The sequence below is a fragment of the Streptomyces sp. NPDC026500 genome (assembly GCF_055567635.1).
Genome location: NZ_JBVHQB010000013.1, coordinates 109,152 through 127,029 on the forward strand (window position 1 = coordinate 109,152; position 17,878 = coordinate 127,029).

The following is a 17,878-nucleotide window of genomic DNA, read 5'->3' on the forward strand; positions in this document are numbered from 1 at the left end:
GTTCGGCGGCCACCGACAGCCTCGGGTCGCCGGTGGTCACCGCCGTCCGTCGCCGGTCCCGCTCACAGCGGGAGGATCACCAATGCCGTGTCGTCGGTGGCGCCACCGGGCGGGAGCAGGTCCGACAGGAGGGCGTCGGCGAGGGCCTCGGGCTCGGCCTCCCGGTGGTGGGCCAGGGCGGCGGCGAGGCGTCCGAGACCGACGTCGATGTCTTCGACGCGGCGTTCGATCAGACCGTCGGTGTACAGGACCAGGGTGTCGCCCGCGGCGAAGTGCGTGGTGGCCTCGGGGCGGGCCACGTGCTCCGGCCGGGCTCCGAGCGGCGGGTCGGTCGCCCGGTCCAGGAACTCCACCCGCCCGTCGCCGCGCAGGAGGGCCGGCGGGAGGTGCCCGGCACTGCTGTACGTGATGGTGTGGTCCTCCCAGTCGATGCAGGCCGTCACTGCCGTGGTGGATTCGGCGCCCTCGACGGAACGCGCGTACAGCCCGAGCACTTCGAGCGCTCGGGCCGGACCGCTGGAGGCACGGGACGCGGCACTGAGCGCGCTGCGCAACTGGCCCATGACACAGGCGGCGGTAAGTCCGTGGCCCACGACGTCACCCACCGCGACCGCCATACGGTCGCCGGTCAGCGCAACGAGGTCGTACCAGTCGCCGCACACGTTCAGCGCACTCGTGGCCGGCCGGTAGCGCACGGCGGCATGGTGGGGCCCCACCTGGTGCGGTGAGGGCAGCAGGGCGTCCTGGAGGGCGACGGCGACCTCCCGTTCCCGGGCGTGGGACCGCCGCAGGCGGTCGTTGACCTCCTGCAGTTCCCGGGCCCGGGTGTACAACTCGGCCTCCAGTACAGGGGTCCGGTCGTCGTGCGCCAGTCCGCCGCGGGCGCGGATGAGTTCGGTGACCTCCTCCACCCGGTGGACCACCAGCACCACGGTTCCGTCCTCGCCGAGCACGGGAGCGTTCACCGGGCTCCAGTAGCGCTCCTGCCAGACACCCGGCCGGTCCACGGACTCCACGTCGTACCGCTGGAGGGCCATGGCGTCGCGCTCCCCGGTCTCCACCACCCGGCGCAGGGACGCCTCCAGGTTCCGCATCCCGTCGGCGGCCGGATCGCCCGGCCGGTCGGGGAACACGTCGAACAGGTAACGGCCGACCAACTGCTCTCGGGAGCGGCCGGAGTTGCTGAGATAGTCCTCGTTCGCGTCCACGAAGACCATCTGCGGGGTGAGCAGGGCGACCATGCCGGGCAGGGCGTGGAAGACTCCGCTGTAGTCGATCTCTGCTCCCGCCACCTGTTCACCCGCCTCACACCGCCCTGGTCGTGCCCACGGTGGAAGCGGCGGAGCACCTGGCACTGTCCCACCCGCCCGGGCCCGCGCCCAGGGCGTACGTGTGGTGCAGTGTTCTCATCAGGCCACCGCTCCGCGTCCGGTGCAACCGCGGAGGTGCCGCGGGCCGCCCTCACCGTGCCTGGTCCGCCCGGGACGGGCCGATCTCCGGGCACTCTCCGAAGTGTCCTCGGGCCGTTGCTCCGTACGGGGTTGCTGTGAATACGAGAGACGGTTGAACACATCGAAACCTCCGCGCGTATAGGGCTGGGGGATTTTCCATGCCGAGCCGACCACGACGCGTAGGAGCACCACCTTGGGACGCAACACGCGCAGACGCCCCACGGGCGCACGACGCGCGACCTCTGCAGCTTTCGCACTGATATTGGGCGGAGGCGGACTGGTAGCAGTCAACGTCTACGCATCGGCGACCGAGACCGGGGCGGGCGGCGGCCCGCAGGGCGTGCACGTCCTGTCCGCCGGCTCCGCCACCATCGACTGCCCTGACATCGGGGACCAGTTGCATACGGTCCCGGACGCCGCGAAGGGGGATGTCGACAAGGAACTCGCGGTCCTGGATCAGCAGATCGCCGAGGCCTACCAGCAACTCCAGGCAAAAGCCGATCAGATGCAGCAGAACGGCGACAGCGGCGCCGACGCCATCATGACTCCGCTCAAGGAGAAGCGGGCCGAGTCGATCGGCCGTATCGTGGCCGCCATCGACGCCGCGGGGGATCCGCCGAGCGGACTCGACGGTCTCGCGGCCTGCATACTGCGTCCTTCCGGCATTCAGCCCGGCAGCGGGGAGAGCGCCGCTCCGAGCAGCGCGCCGTCGGACCAGAGCGGCGCACCGCAGAATCAGAGCAGCCCGCCCCAGAACCAAGGCAGCCAACAGGGCGGCGCCGCTCCGGTCGGCAACGGCCCCGTGGTCGCCGACTTCGCGGACATCAAGTCCGTCCAGCCCAACGTGCAGACCCCGCAGCCCCAGGGCGACGCCTCCCAGGGCGAGTTCGCCTCCAGTTGCGGGGTGAACGCCAATGGGCTGTTCAACTCCGACAACGTGATCGTGGCCCCCGGCGTCACCAACGGCGCCCACCACTTCCACGACTACGTCGGCAACCAGTCGAACAACGCCTTCGCCAGTGACGACGACCTGGCCAAGGCCGACACGTCCTGCCAGGACAAGGGCGACAAGTCCTCGTACTACTGGCCCGTGGTGCGGCTCCAGAACGGAACCCGCGAACGCGACGCCGACGCCGCCGGAGGCGGGACCGAGGGCAACGCCGGTCAGATCGTCACGCCCAAGCAGGTCACACTGACCTTCGTCGGCAACCCGCGCAGCAAGGTCACGGCCATGCCCCGCCTGCTGCGCATCATCACCGGCGACGCCAAGGCGTTCGTCAACGGTACCAAGAACGCCAACGCATCCTGGAGCTGCACCGGTTTCGAGGACCGGCAGTTGAAGGACAAGTACCCGATCTGCCCGCAGGGCAGCGACGTGGTCCGCACCTTCAAGTTCCAGAGCTGCTGGGACGGCGCGAACATCGACAGCGCCAACCACCGCACCCACGTGGCGTTCGCGGACGCCGAGGGCAACTGCCCCGGCGGTTTCAAGGCCATCCCGCAGCTGGTGCAGCGCATCGTCTACGCCATCGACGCGCCGAGTCTGCAGGACGGTGGCCGTACGTCACCGTTGTTCGCGGTGGACTCCTTCCCCGAGCAGCTGCACAAGCCGGTCACGGATCACGGCGACTTCATCAACGTCTTCGACGAAGGCCTGATGAACGACATGGTCGACTGCATCAACAGCGGCCGGAAGTGCGGCGCGGGCGCGGGGGCCGAGCAGCCGCAGGACCCCTCGGGCACCGGCAAGCCGCAGAGCCCGTCGCAGAGCGCGGAGCCGAACCCCTCCGAGGCGGCCCCGAACCCGTCCGAGGCAGATCCGAATCCGTCAGAGGCGGCCCCGAACCCGTCCGAGGCAGATCCGAACCCTTCCGAGAACCCCTCGGAGAAGCCGGCGCCCACCGCGGACGACCCGTCCGACGGTACGGGGGGCTCGGCCCCCGGTGACAACGGCGGCGGTCAGACCACGGAGCCCACGGCCGGAGCGCCGGGCACCGAGCCGGCGGGCGACAACGCGACTCCCGTCAACGTGGAGCCCAAGTCCGATGTGACGACCCCGGGCAACGATCAGGGTGCCGAGGTGGGTACGCCCGCGCAGACGGCGCCGGCCGCCGGATCGTATCCGTCGGCCGTCTCGGGGGCCGAACCGCAGGCGGTCGGAGGTGGCGGGCTCGCCGAAACCGGGGCGAACCTGTGGCCGGCCGCGTTCGGCGGGATCTTCGTGATCGCGGGCTTCGTGCTGCTCCGCTGGATCCGGCGCACGTATGGGTGACACGGACCGGCCGGGACGGACGAGTCCTGACGGATGAGTTCTGAGGGGGCTCGTGGCCTGTGCGGACAGGCCACGGGCCCCCTCGGGCGCGTCGCGGACGCCCATCTCGACCGGCGGTGTGCGCCGATTCACAGCATGCTGGTGGGAGACGCGATCATGTCGTCCACATTGGGGAAGGCGAAGCTCCATGGACGCATCAGAGCAGGCACCGGATGACCGGCCCCTCGACCTGTACCTCGAAATGCTCCGCCTGCGTATGGATCCGGCGGACTACGCGCTCTTGCTGCGCATGGTCGAGCCCGTACTCCAGGCGATCAGCGAACAGAGGGTGGGCGCGATCGAACTGTGTCTGGACGGCGCGGAACCCGACAGCGTTCCGCAGGAGGTCCGTGACGAGGCGTCCCTCGTGGTCGCCGTAGCCGTCACGGGACGCCTGGACAACCGGATCGTCGAGCTGGAGACCGAGGAGATCGGTGTCGTCCGGGTCGTCACGGATTCGGGTACCGCCGATGATCCGGAGCGGTGCAAGGAGATCGCCGACTTCATCGGCGAGCGCCACCGTCAGGACGAGGAATTGCGCGGAATCGCCGAGGCCAGCGGTCTGCCCACCGATGTGTGACACCCCTCGGAGCGCTCCGGCCCGTCCCGCAGGACCGTAAACCGGCCGACCGGAGCGTCGCGGAGGCGAGCCGAGGCGAGCCGAGGCGAACCGTCGTGGGCCGACGTGAGACGCCGTGGGCCGGCCGCTCCGGGTGGACCCCGCCGCGCGCTGTCCCGCGCGGGGAGGATCCGGCCCGCGAAGAAGCATGCCCGGACCGGGGGCCCGGCGCCGGAGAAACCCCCTCGTCGCCTGCCTGTGGGCGATCATGGTCTTGGGGCCGGAAAAGATGACGTAGAGTTGAGTTCAACGACGCGGGGTGGAGCAGCTCGGTAGCTCGCTGGGCTCATAACCCAGAGGTCGCAGGTTCAAATCCTGTCCCCGCTACTCGAAGATCGAGGGGCCGACATGACAATGTCGGCCCCTCGATCGTTTTGTGCGTACCCGCCTGTAGGGCCCGGCGTCCTGGCTACCGGGTGACCAGCCGACCGTAGAAATTCTCCGGTACCGGGGCGAAGCGGAAAGCCATCGTCACCGAGTCCGGCCGGGGCACCGTCAGCCGGTAGCGGCCGCACATGAGGTAGCACAGGGCCATGAGCTGCACGGTGCCGATGCCCGCGCCGACGCATTTCTTCGGGGCCCAGCCGAACGGCACGTAGCAACTGCGGTCGGCCGGCCCGTGCGGTGCCCCGGGCAGGAACCGGTCCGGGTCGAAGGTGTCGGCCTCCTTCCAGACGCGGGGGTCGCGATGGATCATGTGCGGGCTCAGCAGATACCACTGACCCTTCTCCAGACGCGTCTTGCCCAGCTCGAAGGGGAACAGCGAACGCCGTACGAGCAGCAGCGGGGGACTCCACAGCCGCAGGACCTCCTTGACGAAGCGGTGGGTCACCGGTGCGGCCCTGGTCGGTGCGGCGCAGAACTCCGCCCGGCTCAGCTCCCGCAGTTCGGCTGTGATCCGCTCCTCCCACTCGGGGTGGCGGGCGAACTCGTACAGCAGGCTCGCGGCGGCGACGCCCGGCGGGCCGCCGATGGCCGTGAGGACGGTGGTGACCACGTCGAGGGCTCGGTCCATGCCGAGTTCGGGGAGAAGGTCGACGATCGGATCGGCCAGATCCTGTCGGCGGGCCCGCTTCCCGGAGGCGCGGTCCCGCAGGACCCGCCGTACGACGAGGCCCGAACGCACCTGCACCGCGACGAACTTGAGGTGGTGCCAGGCCCCGCCCTCGGCACGGGATACGAGCCGGAGCAGTTTCTGGTCGAGGTCGCGGCCCACCGACTCGGCTTCGGCGTCCGTGAGTCCCGACAGCGCGACCGGCAGCATCGAGCGCAGCGCGACCTCCTGGGTGAGCATGACGAGGTCCACGTCGTCGCCGAGCCGCGCGTCGATGATCCGCTCCATGCGGGCGACGAGGCGGTCGTTGTGCTCGGCCGTCGCCAGGCTGTGCAGTTGGGCGAGCCACGCGGCACGGATCCGGGCCCACGGCATCGGAGTGCTGGTGCGCCGCCGGACCATGTCGATCAGGCGGTCGTGCATGAGGTAACGGTTCCAGTTGACCGCACTGACGCGGCGTGCCGCCTCCGGTTCGAAGATCGCGAGGCGCTCGTCGTCGATCCAGAAGATCCCGTCCTCGGCCGCGCTGCGCAGCCGCAGGTCGTGCAGGAAGTCGTCGGCATGCTGCGGAGTGGTCATCGCTGGCGTTCCCCTTCGTGGTGCGCGGGGAGCCGCGGCCAGGCGGCTCCCCGCGCCGGGCCGGATCAGATGTGGTGGTACAGGTACCAGAACGTGCCGTAGATGCCGCGAATGTTGAGAGCGGACTTGACCTGCCGGTACAGAGAAGTCACTGGGTTCACCCCCTTTCGGGGCAGCCGTCGGGATCGTCGAGCGTCGCCGTGAAGCGGGGCGGCGCCAGCGCGGGACCCACCTGGGGTCCGTCGCCGTACGGGGTGACCGACAGACGCCAGTCACGGGTGATGAGACCTACGAGGTCCTCCAGCAGCCGCATGGTCACCGTGGCGCCCGCGCAGCTGTGCGGTCCGTGTCCGAACGGGAGGAACGCCGGATCGGGCACGGGCTCGGCCCAGCGCTGCGGCAGGAACTCGTCCGGCCGCTCCCAGTGCCGTGGGTTGCGGTGGACCAGGTAGGTACAGACGGCCAACTGGTCGCGCGGGGTGACGGTCAGGCCGGACAACTGGTGCTCACGGCTCGGGGTACGGCCGAACAGCCAAGCGACCGGCCACAGCCGCATGGCTTCACGCACCAGCCAACTCGGTTCGGCAGAGCGGTAGTTCGGATGCAGCCCGGTGAGGTAGACCGACCAGCCCAGGGCGAACCCGATCGACCCGACCGTGGCGAACAGGAAGGACAGATACACCTCGGCGAGATCCCGGACGTCCGCGGTGGGGCCACCGCCGAAGACGGTGACGTCGAGAAGGTCACGCGGTGCGTCCCCGGCCCGGTCGCGCCGGGCGTGGATCTCGGCCAGCAGGACGCGCAGGGCACGGCGCCGGAAGAGCAGGCGGGACACGGGCGAGTGCTGTCCGCGCGCGCCCGCCAATACCGCCCGGCCGACGATCTCCTCGACGGTGGTGCGGAGTCGGGCCGGCGTGTCCGGGCACAGCAGGGCGTCGCGCAGATGTCGGTGGACCAGCAGATTGCCCGCGTCGGGCCAGACGCTCCGCGGTGCGAGCCGTTCCGCGACCAGGTCCGGCAACTCCGACCGCCGCTCGCGCAGATGCCGTCGCAGCAACGCCCGCGCGTTCCGCCCGATCTCGATCTGCGCGGCACGGGGTCCGAACACCCCGTGCCGGGTGCGGTAGAAGTCCGAGGTCGGGGCGACAGTCGCGTGCCGGTTGCCCAGCACGTCACGGGCGGTCGCCGGATCGGCCACGCAGACCGCGCCCGACGCCGTACGCCACACGTCGTGGACACCGTCGAACTCCTCGGACAGCGAGGTGAGCGGGTCGCCGCCCCGGCGGTGAGCGCGGGACCTGCCGTGGCCGGTCCCGCTCTTCGTACCGGCGCCGCGCGTCGCGGACGACTCCATGGGGATCCTCCTTCGGGGCGCGGTGGCGGCATCGCGCCCTGCACCGGATCTTGTTGAGAACCGCGCCAGCCGGCGAAGGGGTCGGCTCAGCGATGCGACGGTCACCGGGCCGAAGGTTCCTCGCACCCGTCGACGGCCCCCGGGAATGCGGGACCGCCGTAGAGCAGCGTGGCGGCCCGCGTCAGCCGTGTCACCGCCGGTTCCGTTCAGCGGACCGGGTGACGGCGACATCCGGCCTCAGGCCAGGGCCGAGCCCGGCCTGTGGGGTGACCACGCGCTGCCGGGACGGACTCGCCCGCCCGCGGCGCGGATGTGGGGGAGACGGAGCCGGGGGAGCAGGCCGGTCCGCAGCGGATCCGTGTCGGCGAGGCCGAGCCGGTCGGCGGCGATGGTCAGAGCCCGCGCCCACGCGCCGTGGGCGGCGCGGGGGGCGGAGCAGGCGTGATGGATGTCGCCGAGGCAGACGAGGCTCGCGGCCTCGCTGTGGAATTCGCCGGTGCGGTGGAACAGGGCGACAGCCTGCTGGTAGCAGTCGACGGCCTGGGCGTACTGGGCGAGATGGTGGTGGATGTAGCCGAGGCTGTCCCAGATGTGTGCCTGCCCGTTCAGATCCCCCGTCTCCTCGGCCAGGACCAGTGCCTGCCGGCAGTGGACAAGTGCCTTCTCCTGGTAGCCGAGTTGGGCATGCAGCCATCCGATGTGGTTGAGGGCGGCGGACTGCCCGGCCCGGTCGTCGGCCGCCCGGTAGTGCGCGAGGCTGTGATGGGCGTGCGCGAGGGCCTGCTGGTGAAGCTGCTGCGCGGCGCTCATCCGGGCGAGGTGCTGATGGGTGCGGGCCTGTCCGGCGTGGTGGCCGAGAGCCCCGAACAACTGGAGAGCGAGTAAGTAGTGGGTACGCGCCTCGTCGCGCCGGGTCAACCGGTCGTGCGCCAGGCCGAGTCCGCGGTGCGCGTCCGCCTGGCCCGCCGTGTCGCCCTGCCGCCGGGCGGCGTCCAGGGCGGCGGCCTGCACGTCGGCCAGCGCCCGCCAGTGTCCATGCCGGTCGAGGAAGGTGGTGAGGGCCGAGGCGAGTCTCCAGGTGTGCGCGTCGAAGCCCTCGGCCGCGGCCCGGTGCACGGCGGCGAGGAGCACGGGAAGCTCACCGCGGAACCACTCCTGGGCCTGCTGATGATCCATCAACTCGATGGGACCAGTGCCTGGTTGAGGGGACGGGAGCGGCACCGGACGGGGCTGGGGGGTCAGCAGTACGTCCGCTCGGTGCGCCGTGTGCGCATAGTGGTCCAGCATCCGGAGCGTGGCGTCGCGCCGGACGGCCTCACTGTCGTGCGTGGCGACCAGTTCGGCGGCGTAGGCGCGCAGCAGGTCGTGGAAGGAGTACCGGCGTGCGGCGGTCTCTGTCTGCAGGTGTCCGCGCACCAGTTCCGTGAGCAGCGGACGTATCTCCGCCGGTCGCGCCCCGGCCAGCGCGGCGGCGGCGGGGAGAGCCGTGTCGGGCCCGGGATGCAGCCCGATGAGCCGGAACACCCGGGCGGCCTCGGGGCGCAGCGCCTGATACGACCAGGAGAACACGGTCCGTATCTGACTGGCCGGCTCCCCGCCGTCGAGGGCGTCGAGCCGGCTGTCGGCCAGGCGCAGTTCCTGGGCGAGCCGGGCGAGCGGCAGCCCGGGATCGGCGGCGGCGCGCGCGGCCACGACGGCGAGGGCGAGGGGCAGTCCGGCGCAGCGGTCGACGATCTCCCGCACGGCTGACGGCTCGGCCTCGGTGCGGTCGGCGCCCAGCCGCCCGGTCAGCAGGTCCAGTGCCTCGTCGGGAGTGAGCAGCCCAAGGGCGAGGAGGTGGGCGCCCTCGGCGGCGGCCAGTCCGGTGAGCAGGTTGCGGCTGGTCACGAGTGCCATGCAGCCGGGTGAACCGGGCAGCAGGGGGCGGATCTGCTCGGCGTCGCGGGCGTTGTCGAGGACGACGAGGACACGCCGCCCGGTGAGCAGGCTGCGGTAGAGGCCCGCCTGCGCGTCGAGGCCGACCGGAATGCGGCTCGGCGGCACGCCGAACGCGTCGAGGAAGCCCCGCAGCGCCTCCGCCGGGTCCATGACCGGCCCGCCCGGGGCGAATCCGCGCAGGTTCACGTACAACTGCCCGTCGGGGAAGGCGCCTTGTGCGGTGCGCGCCCAGTGAACGGCCAGTGCCGTCTTCCCCGCGCCCGCGGTGCCGGACACGGCGCAGATCACCACGCCCCGCGGTTGCCCCGCTGTCGCCGCGAGGAGTCCGTCGAGGTGTGCGAGTTCGTCCTGTCGGCCCGTGAAGCCTCGTACCCCCATGGGTAGTTGGGCCGGTAACTCGCCCAACCGGGCCGTCGCGGTGGGCGGCGGTGGAGGTGGCGGAGGTGTCGGTGGTTCGGGGGGCGTCGGGGTGAAGGACATCGCGATGGTGGCGTCGTCCGTCGCGCCGGTGGCTGTCGGCCACGCCGGGGGCGGGGACAGACTGCCGCGCAGTATGGCCTGGTGGACGTCCTGGAGGCCGGGCGAGGGGTCGGAACCGAGCTCCTCGGTCAGCCGTCGGCGCAGAGCGGCGTAGGAGTCGAGGGCCTCGGCGCCGCGTCCCGCGGCGTGCAGCGCGCGCATCAGGGCCTCGCTGAGCGGTTCCACCAGCGGATACTCGCCGAGCAGATCACCGAGCGGGCCGATCACGGTGGCGGGGTCCCCGGCCCGCAGCGTCAGCCGGGCCCAACCGACGGCGGCGTCCACATGCTGCCGTCGCCATGCCTCGCGCACCCGTGCAGCCCACTGGCCGCTCAGTCCGGCGAGAGGTTCACCGCGCCACAGGCCGAGGGCCTCCCGCAGCAGGGATGCCCGCGCGTCGTCGGACCGCCTCGCCTCCCGGGCCCCGCCGACGAGGTGCCGGAAGCGCAGGATGTCCACCTGGTCCGGGCCCGCTTCCAGGACGTAACCGCCGGAGCGCCGGACCAGCCGGAACCGTACGTCGTCCACCTCGCCGAGTTGCTCGCAGAGCCGACGGATCCGGGCGATGTGCGCGTGCAGGGCGCGCCGTGCGCCGTCCGGGGGTTCGGTGCCCCACACCCTGGTGATCAGTACGTCGGTCGCCACGGGCAGTGCGGTGTCGACGGCCAGTGCCGCCAGCACGGCACGTCGTTGCGGCGGGCCCACTTCCCTCGCGTTTCCGTGCTCCGCGAATTCCACCGGGCCCAGCAGCCGTAATTCCACCACGATGTCCGCACCCCCGTGCAGATCGCCTTTCACCGTCGCGCATCCGCAAGTGCTGGGCGACAAGCTATCGACAACGTTGCGACCAACGCTCGGGGGCCACGCTGGTGGCGCGGCGGAATCGCATATGCCCGCGGCCGCCGCGGTGCGGAAGAGGCGCGATCAGGAGTGAAGTGCCGCGCGGGACGGGAGAGTCGGGCCCATGTCCAGGTGCCCGGTCCCGGCTCCGGTCATGGCCTGGGCCGGAACCGTCGGACGGACCGCTCCGGGCATGACCGGCCCGGGGCGCGTGTCGCACGAATGGCCGGCCGCCGGACCGCACACGGGGAAGTGATCGGGGGAGTGTGACGAGGCGATGGACACGTATGAGAGGCGACGCACGGAGACGGTCGGCACGAGAGGTTCGGACAGGTATCCGCTCCGGCACGCGGAACGGCCGGCCGAGCCGGTCGCCGTGCCGTCCGCGGACGCCGGCGGACGGAGCGTACTGGAGGGCGCCTTCGCGTTGTTGGGAGCGTTGGAACGGACTCAGGTCGCGGGTCTGACCCGGCTGGCGGCGGACTGCGGCCTGCCCAAGACCACCGCCTACCGGCTGTTGGAACAACTGGTGGACCTGGGAGCGGTGGAGCGGTGTGTCGGCGGGTACCGGATGGGGCCGAGGCTGTTCCGGCTCGGCCAGCGGTGGCAGCCGCACCCCGGACTCAGGGCGGCCACCTGGGAGTCGGCCCGTCGTCTGGCGCAGATGACCGGTGCGATGGTCGGGGTCAACGTGCTGCGGGAGGGACAGACCCTGGTCCTGGACTGGACCGCCGGCGCCCCTGACGCCGTCCGCGATCAGCTGCGCCTCGACGTGGTGTGGCCCTGGTTCACCGCGGCGGGCAAGGTTCTGGTCGCCGGGGCGCCTCCCCGACTGCCGCTGGGCCCGCAGCCCGGCACCTGGCAGCGGGAGGCGGCCGTCATCCGGGAAGAGGGCGTCGCCTTCGACCGCGAGGAGTTGGTGACGGGCGTGTGCTGTGTGGCCGTGCCGCTGAAGGGGCCCGGCGGTGTCACGGTGGCGGCGCTGTCCGTCGTCACCGATGCCGGGCACCGGCTGGACCGCCTCGCCGATGTCGTTCAGCGCGCGGGAAGGACGATCAGCGCGGGGCTGCGGGGCCGTTGACGGTGAATGCCCGGCTTCCGGGCCGCACAAAAAAGCACCGCCTCCGGAATCACCGGAGGCGGTGCGTGTGGAGCGCCGGGCAGGCCTTGCACCTGCATTTCCCCGCAGGAAGCGGGGCGTCTTTCCTTGGACCACCAACGCCGGGCTCGTCACCGAGTGATCGGTGCGGGCTCAAGATCGAGCATATCAGCTGTCCAGAGGGTCCTGCGTTGGACCCGCCGGGCGAAACGCGCAAGGTGAAGTGGAGCGCCTCACGGGCGACGCGGGGGCTTCGGGGGAAGCCTCTCCCAGTCGGCCGTCGCTCGTCGGCTCGTCGGGGTGGTGCTTGCGGTGGTGGCGGGCCGCGCGGCAGGGTGCGGGGTGTGCCTACTCTGCTGATCGTGCATCACACGCCCTCGCCCAACTGCCAGGCCATGTTCGAAGCCGTGCTCTCCGGCGCGACGGCGCCCGAGATCGAGGGCGTCCGGGTGGTGAGGCGGGCGGCGCTGGAGGCGACCGCTTCGGATGTGCTCGCCGCCGACGGCTATGTGCTCGGCACCCCGGCGAACCTCGGCTACATGTCGGGCGCGCTGAAGCATTTCTTCGACCAGGTCTACTACCCGTGCCTGGACGCGACGGCCGCGCGCCCCTTCGGCTACTACGTGCATGGCGGAAACGACGTCACGGGGGCGGCGCGCGGCGTCGAGTCGATCACGACCGGCCTCGGCTGGCGCCGTGCGGCCGAGGCCGTGAAGGTGACCGGCGAGCCGGGCAAGGCCGACATCGAGGCGTGCTGGGAACTCGGCGCGACCCTCGCCGCCCAGCTGATGGACTGATCCAGATAGGTTGCGGCAGCCTGTCGCGGCCGCCGCGGCGCAGTCCCGCTAGCTCCCGGAGTTCGGGGTGAACGTGCGGGCGAGGTGGGCCGTCAGGTGCGCCGCCGTCGGCGGGGAGAGCCGGGCGTCGATGTACCCGTCGGGGCGGACCAGGAAGGCCGTCGCCCCGTCGGAGACCGCGTAGAGGCGGGCGAACTCGCCGAGCGTGTCGACGTACGCCGGCGGGCCGGCGGTGTCGGTGGAGGAGCCGGCGGGCCGGATCACGCAGGTGTCGACGCGTCCCTCGGAGAACTCGCCCGCCACGTCGGCGAGTTGCCCGTCCCGATCGTCGTCCCCGAACAACAGCAGCACATGTCCGCGGTCGCGCAGGAGGTCGTACAGGCGCAGGTGAAAGGCGGCGATGTGCGCCGAGAGGCCGCCGCAGTCCGGTGCCCGGTCGCCCGGCTGGGGGCCGGGTCCCTCGGACGCCGGATCCACGAGCGGGCTGCCGCGGTAGCCGACGAGCAGCTGGGCCTCGCGCAGCATCATGGTCCGCGGGTCGAGCGGGTCGGCCTGAACGCCCTGAGTGGCGTGCCGGACCGTGCGTTCGACAACTTCCTCGCCGACCGGCCGCCGCTCGGCGTCGTAACTCGCCGCCAGGTCGCGGTGCGCGCCGCCCCCGATGGCGAGGGCGAGTTTCCAGGCCAGGTTCCAGGCGTCCTGGATACCGGTGTTCATGCCCTGGGCGCCGGTCGGGGGGTGGATGTGCGCCGCGTCCCCGGCGACGAAGACGCGGCCCTCGCCATACCGGTCGACGATCCGGTGGCTGATGCGGAACACCGAGGACCAGCGCAGGGCCGAGGCGGTCGTGGGCTGCGGGGACAGCCGGTCCAGCACGGCCTGGATGTCGGAGAGCGCGGGCGCGTGTGCGCTCTCCAGCCCGTGGACGACGCCGTCGGCCGGATCGGCCGGACCGTCCTGCCGCCCCGCCGCGGAGAGTTCGGGCGGGACCATCATCGACATCCGGTACCGTCCCCGGCCGGGCAGCGGGATGCACACCAGCAGGTCGTCCGCCTCGCCGTCCGCGTCCCGGTGCATGGCGCGGACGCCGTACCCCGGCGGCAGGTCCCAGTCCACCTCGACGTCACCGAGCATGTACTCCTCCGGGAACGCGCTGCCCTCGAAGGTGAGACCCAACTGCTTGCGCACCACGCTGTGCGCGCCGTCGCAGCCCACCAGATAGCGTGCCCTGACCTCCTCCTCGGCCCCGGACGCCGACCGCAGCGCGACCGTCACGCCGTCGGCGTCCTGGCTGAACGAGACCAGCTCCGTGCCCCGTTCGATCCCGGTCCCGAACCGCGCGAGGAACCCGTCGAGGATGCGCTCGGTCTCGTACTGCGGCAACGCGGCGAAGCCGTACGGCACTTCGGGCGGCAGAACGAGGTCGATCCGGGGCTGTTCGACGCCGTTGACGTACGCCAGCTGCCCGTACATCGGTACCGCCGCCTCCAGGGCCGTGCGGGCGAGCCCCATGTGGTCCCAGATCTCCAGCGTGCGCGGCTGGATGCCCACCGCCTTCGCGTACGGCAACCGTGCCGGGAGCCGGTCGACGACACGGCAGCGCACCCCGCGTCTGCGCAGCTCCGCGGCCGCTGTGAGACCGACCGGGCCCGCACCCGCCACCACGACGTCGGTTCCGAAGGTGTGCGCCACGGGAGCCTCCCTGCGTACGCCCCCTGCGTCGAGTCGATCTCGTTCCATCGTGGCCCCGCGGCGACCGGCCTCGCTACTCGAGCACCGGTGCGGGAAGCCCGTGCGCCTCCCGGAGTGACGGCGCATCGGATGCGAACGGAGCAGGTGGAAGCCACGATGGACGAGAGCGGAGGGGCACCGAGCCTCACCCCGTACCGCCCCCACGGGAGATGCGCAGTGGCACGCACCGAACCGGCCGGACGAACGGGCGGCATCTTCTTCGCCTTCGCGCCGTGGATCATCTTCGATGTCGTGGCGAGCCCCAGCACCTGGAAGTACGCGGCGCTGGCCGCCCTGCTGGCATCGGTGGTGCTGAACGTCGATGACATCCGCCGCGGCCGGCCGAAGATCCTTGAGGTCACGGGTATCGTCTTCTTCGCGGTCCTCAGCGTGCTCGCGCTCGCCGTGGACCGCCACGACCTCATCTGGCTGGAGACCTACGCGCAGGTACTGGCGAACGGGGTGATCGCCGTCGTGGCCCTCGTCTCCCTGGCGTTCGATCCGTTCACGGCTCAGTACGCGCGGGAGTCGACGCCGCGCGAGTACTGGGACTCGCCCGCGTTCCGGCACATCAACCTCGTCCTCACGGCGGTCTGGGGCGGCGTCTTCGTGGTCATCGCCGTACTCGGCCTCGTCGCCGTCCACACCGAGGGCTCCTCGGACTGGCTGAACTGGGTCATCCCGGTGGCCCTCCTGGTCCTCGCGGTCCGGTTCACCGAGCGCTACCCGGACCAGTACGCCGCACGGCACGGCCGCGAGCGGGCCACTGTCTGACCGTCACGGGGGCCTGAGCCGGCCTCCGTCTCCTCTTGCCGGGCGCGGAGTTGCTCCCGTGCTCGTTCAGCGTTGTGCGGGAGGCGTGGATCCGTCGGCGCGGAGGCGGTGGTGGCCGTCCAGAGGACGGTGCGGGAGGTGGAGGTGGTGGGAGGCGATGCGCTCGATGACCAGGAAGGCGGCGTCGTCACCGGGCTCGTCACCGATGTGCCGCACGAGGTCGTCGTGGATCCGGCGCAGCAGGTCGTCGGGGCTGGAGGCGGGAAAGGAGGCGACCCGCTCGACCAGGGGGTAGAAGGTTCCTTCCGGGGAGCGGGCCTCGATCACGCCGTCGGTGTACAGCAGCAGGAAGTCGCCGCCTTCGAAGGCGAACGGGTCGGTGCGGTGGCTGGCCGCGGGCAGCTCGCACATGCCCAGCGGGGGCACGGGGTGTCGTGCGTGCAGGACGGAGACCTTGTGATCGCGCAGAAGCAGGGGCGGCGGGTGGCCGCAGTTGATCATTTCGACCTGTGTGCCGTCGTCGGGGATGTCGAGAACGAGCGCGGTGACGAAGTGTTCGCCCGGGTCGTGCTCGGTGTCGGCGACCTCGTCCAGATCCCGGCACACGCTCACCTCGAGCGCCGCGGTCAGTTCGGGCAGCGTGGCGTACCGGTGGGCGCCCTCACGGAACGCGCCCAGCACCACCGAGGCCTCACCGATGGCGGCCAGCCCCTTGCCCCGGACGTCGCCGATGATGACGCGGGTGGACGAGCCGGCGGCGCGGGAGATCGCGAACAGGTCGCCGCCGATCTGGGTGTCGTCCTCGGCCGCCAGATACAGCCAGGCCACGCGCAGCGGACCGATCCTTCGCGGCGGGGGCCGCAGCAGAACCCGTTGCGCGGTCTCGGCGACCGAACGTGCCCGCACCAGTTCCCGGGCGCGCCGCTCCCGTACACGGCACACGAACACCACCAGCGCGGAGAGGACCACCAGGGCGATTATCTGCGCGATGTGATTGGTGGTGCCGATTCCGCCGTGCAGGATGGCGATGACCACTTGGGCGGTCACGGCCAGCACCCCGACCAGAGCCGTCAGCAAGGGGCCCGCGAGCGAGGCGGTGAGGGTCGGCGCGATGACCAGCAAGGGGCCCAGGTGGACGTCAGCGGGGGAGCGTATGTCCACCACGGTGATCACGACGATCAACGCGAGTGGAATCGCCACCAGACCGCGGCCCGACGGTTGCTCCACGAGACGGTCCACTGACATGCGCCGGATACCCACATGCCCCATTTTGTACCTGATTCTGTGGCCGTGGCCTCCACGGCCACAGCACCGTCGGCGAGTCCGACGCGAGCGTCGGGGTCTCAGGCGACCCCGGAGCGGCCTCGGGCCGGGTCCGTCAGGGCGCGACGCCGGGTCCGCGACGGGCGGCGGCCGTCAGTTCCACAGCGGGTAGCTGACCGCGTGCGCGTATCCCTCCGGCCGGTCGTGGGTGTACACCAGCGTCATCTGCGAGTAGTGCTGCAGTTGCGGCTTCTTCTTCCACTGCTGCGGGTGGTCCAGCAGGACGACGACCGGGTACGAGTGGAACTTGCCCGCCGCGCAGTACGGCTTGCAGTCGTTCACCATGTTGACGCCCTCGGCCACCGCCGAGTTCCGGTTCCAGTGCGACCAGTGGAGTGAGACGAGGCGGCTGTTGCCGTCGCCGCAGGCCAGGATGAAGTTGGCGGGGCGCACATCCGGGTGCCAGAAGCAGTCCACGAGTACGGGGGTCGCCTGTCGCTGCTTCGCGGCGTGCGAGGCCGCGGGGGCGGCGGACGCGGTCCCCATCACTGCTGCGAGCGACGCGGCCGCGCAGACGGTGATCGCGGTCCGGATTGAATTTCTGCGCATATCAGCTCCGTGCGGGACGCTCTGTCATGTGGCCGTCAGCGTGTCGGCTCTGCCTCGACGCTACGGCTTTGCCTTGTGATGTTCCACTCATACGGATTAACGACACCATTTCGTGAGAAGTACCCACCACCGGAACGCACCGGAGCGCACCGGAACGCACCGGAACGAGCCGGTCCACCCCTGTCCCGCCTGGTCCCCCGGGCGCGCCGTCGCTCTAGAATTCGTCCGTGATGAATAAACCCGGGTCGCCCCGTGGGCGCAGACCGGGAAGCCCGGACACCCGGGCCGCGATCCTGGACGCCGCGCGCCGCCGCTTCCTCGAAGACGGCTATCAGGCGGTGACCCTGCGGTCCATCGCCGGTGAGGCCGGGGTCGATCTCGCTCTGATCAGCTACTACTTCGGGTCCAAGAAGGGGTTGTTCGGTGCCGCTCTGGCGCTGGGCGCGAACCCGGCCGAAGTCCTCGCGAGGGTCGTGGAAGAAGGGGACCTCAATACGTTCCCGGAACGCGTCATCCGTCAGGTCGTCGCCATCTGGGACGATCCCGTGACGGGCCCGTCCCTGCTCACGATGCTGAAGAGCGCGATCGACGACGACCCTCTCGGCGGACTGGTCAAAGAGGCGGTGGAGCGCGAGATCGTGGACCGGATCGGGACCCTCGTTCCGGGACGGGAGGCCCGGCAACGCGCCGCCTCGTTCACCACCGTGATCGTCGGACTGATCGCCACCCGCTATCTGCTGCGCCTGGAGCCGATCGTTTCCATGACGACCGACGAACTGGTCCGCTTCGTGAGCCCGCAGCTGCGACAGGCACTGCGCGGCCCCGGACGCTCGGCGCCGAACGCCCGACCGGCGGGGCGACCCGCGCGGCGCCCCTGACCGGTGGGGTGACGGACGTCCTGCTTCCGGCCGGTGGGTCGACCGGCGCCGCGCTCCTGACC

Annotated in this window: 14 protein-coding genes and 1 tRNA gene; 7 read left to right on the top strand and 8 right to left on the bottom strand. The window is 71.3% G+C overall.

Annotation, left to right across the window (positions count from 1 at the left end):
- Positions 1-62: 62 nt before the first annotated feature.
- Complete coding sequence (locus tag ACZ4N5_RS23885) at positions 63-1,292, bottom strand: PP2C family protein-serine/threonine phosphatase (RefSeq protein ID WP_467759088.1); 1,230 nt, start codon at positions 1,290-1,292, stop codon at positions 63-65.
- Positions 1,293-1,644: 352 nt separating this feature from the next.
- Here ACZ4N5_RS23885 and ACZ4N5_RS23890 point away from each other — a divergent pair, with 352 nt between their 5' ends.
- The 3 genes from ACZ4N5_RS23890 to ACZ4N5_RS23900 all read left to right on the top strand — a co-directional run bounded on the left by ACZ4N5_RS23890 (position 1,645) and on the right by ACZ4N5_RS23900 (position 4,708).
- Positions 1,645-3,723: a DUF1996 domain-containing protein gene (locus ACZ4N5_RS23890; protein ID WP_467759089.1), complete on the top strand. Its 2,079-nt coding sequence runs from the start codon at positions 1,645-1,647 to the stop codon at positions 3,721-3,723.
- Between the two features lie 187 nt (positions 3,724-3,910).
- On the top strand, positions 3,911-4,342 hold the full coding sequence (locus ACZ4N5_RS23895) for a hypothetical protein (RefSeq protein WP_467759090.1): 432 nt from the start codon (positions 3,911-3,913) through the stop codon (positions 4,340-4,342).
- Positions 4,343-4,634: 292 nt separating this feature from the next.
- Positions 4,635-4,708: transfer RNA gene (locus tag ACZ4N5_RS23900), tRNA-Met, on the top strand.
- Positions 4,709-4,790: 82 nt separating this feature from the next.
- On the opposite strand, the gene ACZ4N5_RS23905 is transcribed toward ACZ4N5_RS23900, so the two are convergent.
- From ACZ4N5_RS23905 to ACZ4N5_RS23920, 4 genes are all read right to left on the bottom strand, one after another.
- The gene (locus ACZ4N5_RS23905) at positions 4,791-6,014 is read right to left on the bottom strand and encodes a cytochrome P450 (protein ID WP_467759091.1); all 1,224 of its coding nucleotides are present in this window, start codon (positions 6,012-6,014) and stop codon (positions 4,791-4,793) included.
- A 65-nt stretch (positions 6,015-6,079) separates the two neighbouring features.
- Complete coding sequence (locus ACZ4N5_RS23910; RefSeq protein WP_467759092.1) at positions 6,080-6,175, bottom strand: hyalucidin A family RiPP precursor; 96 nt, start codon at positions 6,173-6,175, stop codon at positions 6,080-6,082.
- Entirely contained in the window at positions 6,172-7,368 is a 1,197-nt protein-coding gene (locus ACZ4N5_RS23915) for a cytochrome P450 (RefSeq protein WP_467759093.1), read from the bottom strand. The genes ACZ4N5_RS23910 and ACZ4N5_RS23915 overlap by 4 nt, the downstream gene beginning before the upstream one ends.
- A gap of 237 nt (positions 7,369-7,605) precedes the next feature.
- Complete coding sequence (locus ACZ4N5_RS23920) at positions 7,606-10,590, bottom strand: AfsR/SARP family transcriptional regulator (protein WP_467759094.1); 2,985 nt, start codon at positions 10,588-10,590, stop codon at positions 7,606-7,608.
- Positions 10,591-10,942: 352 nt separating this feature from the next.
- Here ACZ4N5_RS23920 and ACZ4N5_RS23925 point away from each other — a divergent pair, with 352 nt between their 5' ends.
- The gene (locus ACZ4N5_RS23925) at positions 10,943-11,746 is read left to right on the top strand and encodes an IclR family transcriptional regulator (protein ID WP_467759095.1); all 804 of its coding nucleotides are present in this window, start codon (positions 10,943-10,945) and stop codon (positions 11,744-11,746) included.
- Positions 11,747-12,108: 362 nt separating this feature from the next.
- Complete coding sequence (locus ACZ4N5_RS23930; RefSeq protein WP_467759096.1) at positions 12,109-12,561, top strand: flavodoxin family protein; 453 nt, start codon at positions 12,109-12,111, stop codon at positions 12,559-12,561.
- A gap of 48 nt (positions 12,562-12,609) precedes the next feature.
- Here the strand turns inward: ACZ4N5_RS23930 and ACZ4N5_RS23935 are convergent, their stop codons facing one another.
- Complete coding sequence (locus ACZ4N5_RS23935) at positions 12,610-14,253, bottom strand: FAD-dependent monooxygenase (protein WP_467759097.1); 1,644 nt, start codon at positions 14,251-14,253, stop codon at positions 12,610-12,612.
- Between the two features lie 216 nt (positions 14,254-14,469).
- Here ACZ4N5_RS23935 and ACZ4N5_RS23940 point away from each other — a divergent pair, with 216 nt between their 5' ends.
- On the top strand, positions 14,470-15,066 hold the full coding sequence (locus ACZ4N5_RS23940; RefSeq protein ID WP_467759098.1) for a hypothetical protein: 597 nt from the start codon (positions 14,470-14,472) through the stop codon (positions 15,064-15,066).
- Between the two features lie 66 nt (positions 15,067-15,132).
- Here the strand turns inward: ACZ4N5_RS23940 and ACZ4N5_RS23945 are convergent, their stop codons facing one another.
- Both ACZ4N5_RS23945 and ACZ4N5_RS23950 read right to left on the bottom strand, forming a co-directional pair.
- The gene (locus ACZ4N5_RS23945) at positions 15,133-16,311 is read right to left on the bottom strand and encodes a PP2C family protein-serine/threonine phosphatase (protein WP_467759099.1); all 1,179 of its coding nucleotides are present in this window, start codon (positions 16,309-16,311) and stop codon (positions 15,133-15,135) included.
- Positions 16,312-16,482: 171 nt separating this feature from the next.
- Positions 16,483-16,938, bottom strand: a complete 456-nt coding sequence (locus ACZ4N5_RS23950) for a hypothetical protein (RefSeq protein WP_467759100.1) — start codon at positions 16,936-16,938, stop codon at positions 16,483-16,485.
- Positions 16,939-17,168: 230 nt separating this feature from the next.
- Here ACZ4N5_RS23950 and ACZ4N5_RS23955 point away from each other — a divergent pair, with 230 nt between their 5' ends.
- Positions 17,169-17,816 (top strand): TetR/AcrR family transcriptional regulator, encoded by a 648-nt coding sequence (locus tag ACZ4N5_RS23955; RefSeq protein WP_467759212.1) that lies wholly within the window; start codon positions 17,169-17,171, stop codon positions 17,814-17,816.
- The last annotated feature ends 62 nt before the right edge of the window (positions 17,817-17,878 follow it).

Coding starts and splice junctions, on each gene's coding strand:
- ACZ4N5_RS23895 (WP_467759090.1), top strand. CDS start 3,911: ATGGACGCATCAGAGCAGGCACCGGATGACCGGCCCCTCGACCTGTAC.
- ACZ4N5_RS23905 (WP_467759091.1), bottom strand. CDS start 6,014: ATGACCACTCCGCAGCATGCCGACGACTTCCTGCACGACCTGCGGCTG.
- ACZ4N5_RS23915 (WP_467759093.1), bottom strand. CDS start 7,368: ATGGAGTCGTCCGCGACGCGCGGCGCCGGTACGAAGAGCGGGACCGGC.
- ACZ4N5_RS23925 (WP_467759095.1), top strand. CDS start 10,943: ATGGACACGTATGAGAGGCGACGCACGGAGACGGTCGGCACGAGAGGT.
- ACZ4N5_RS23945 (WP_467759099.1), bottom strand. CDS start 16,311: ATGTCAGTGGACCGTCTCGTGGAGCAACCGTCGGGCCGCGGTCTGGTG.
- ACZ4N5_RS23950 (WP_467759100.1), bottom strand. CDS start 16,938: ATGCGCAGAAATTCAATCCGGACCGCGATCACCGTCTGCGCGGCCGCG.
- ACZ4N5_RS23955 (WP_467759212.1), top strand. CDS start 17,169: ATGAATAAACCCGGGTCGCCCCGTGGGCGCAGACCGGGAAGCCCGGAC.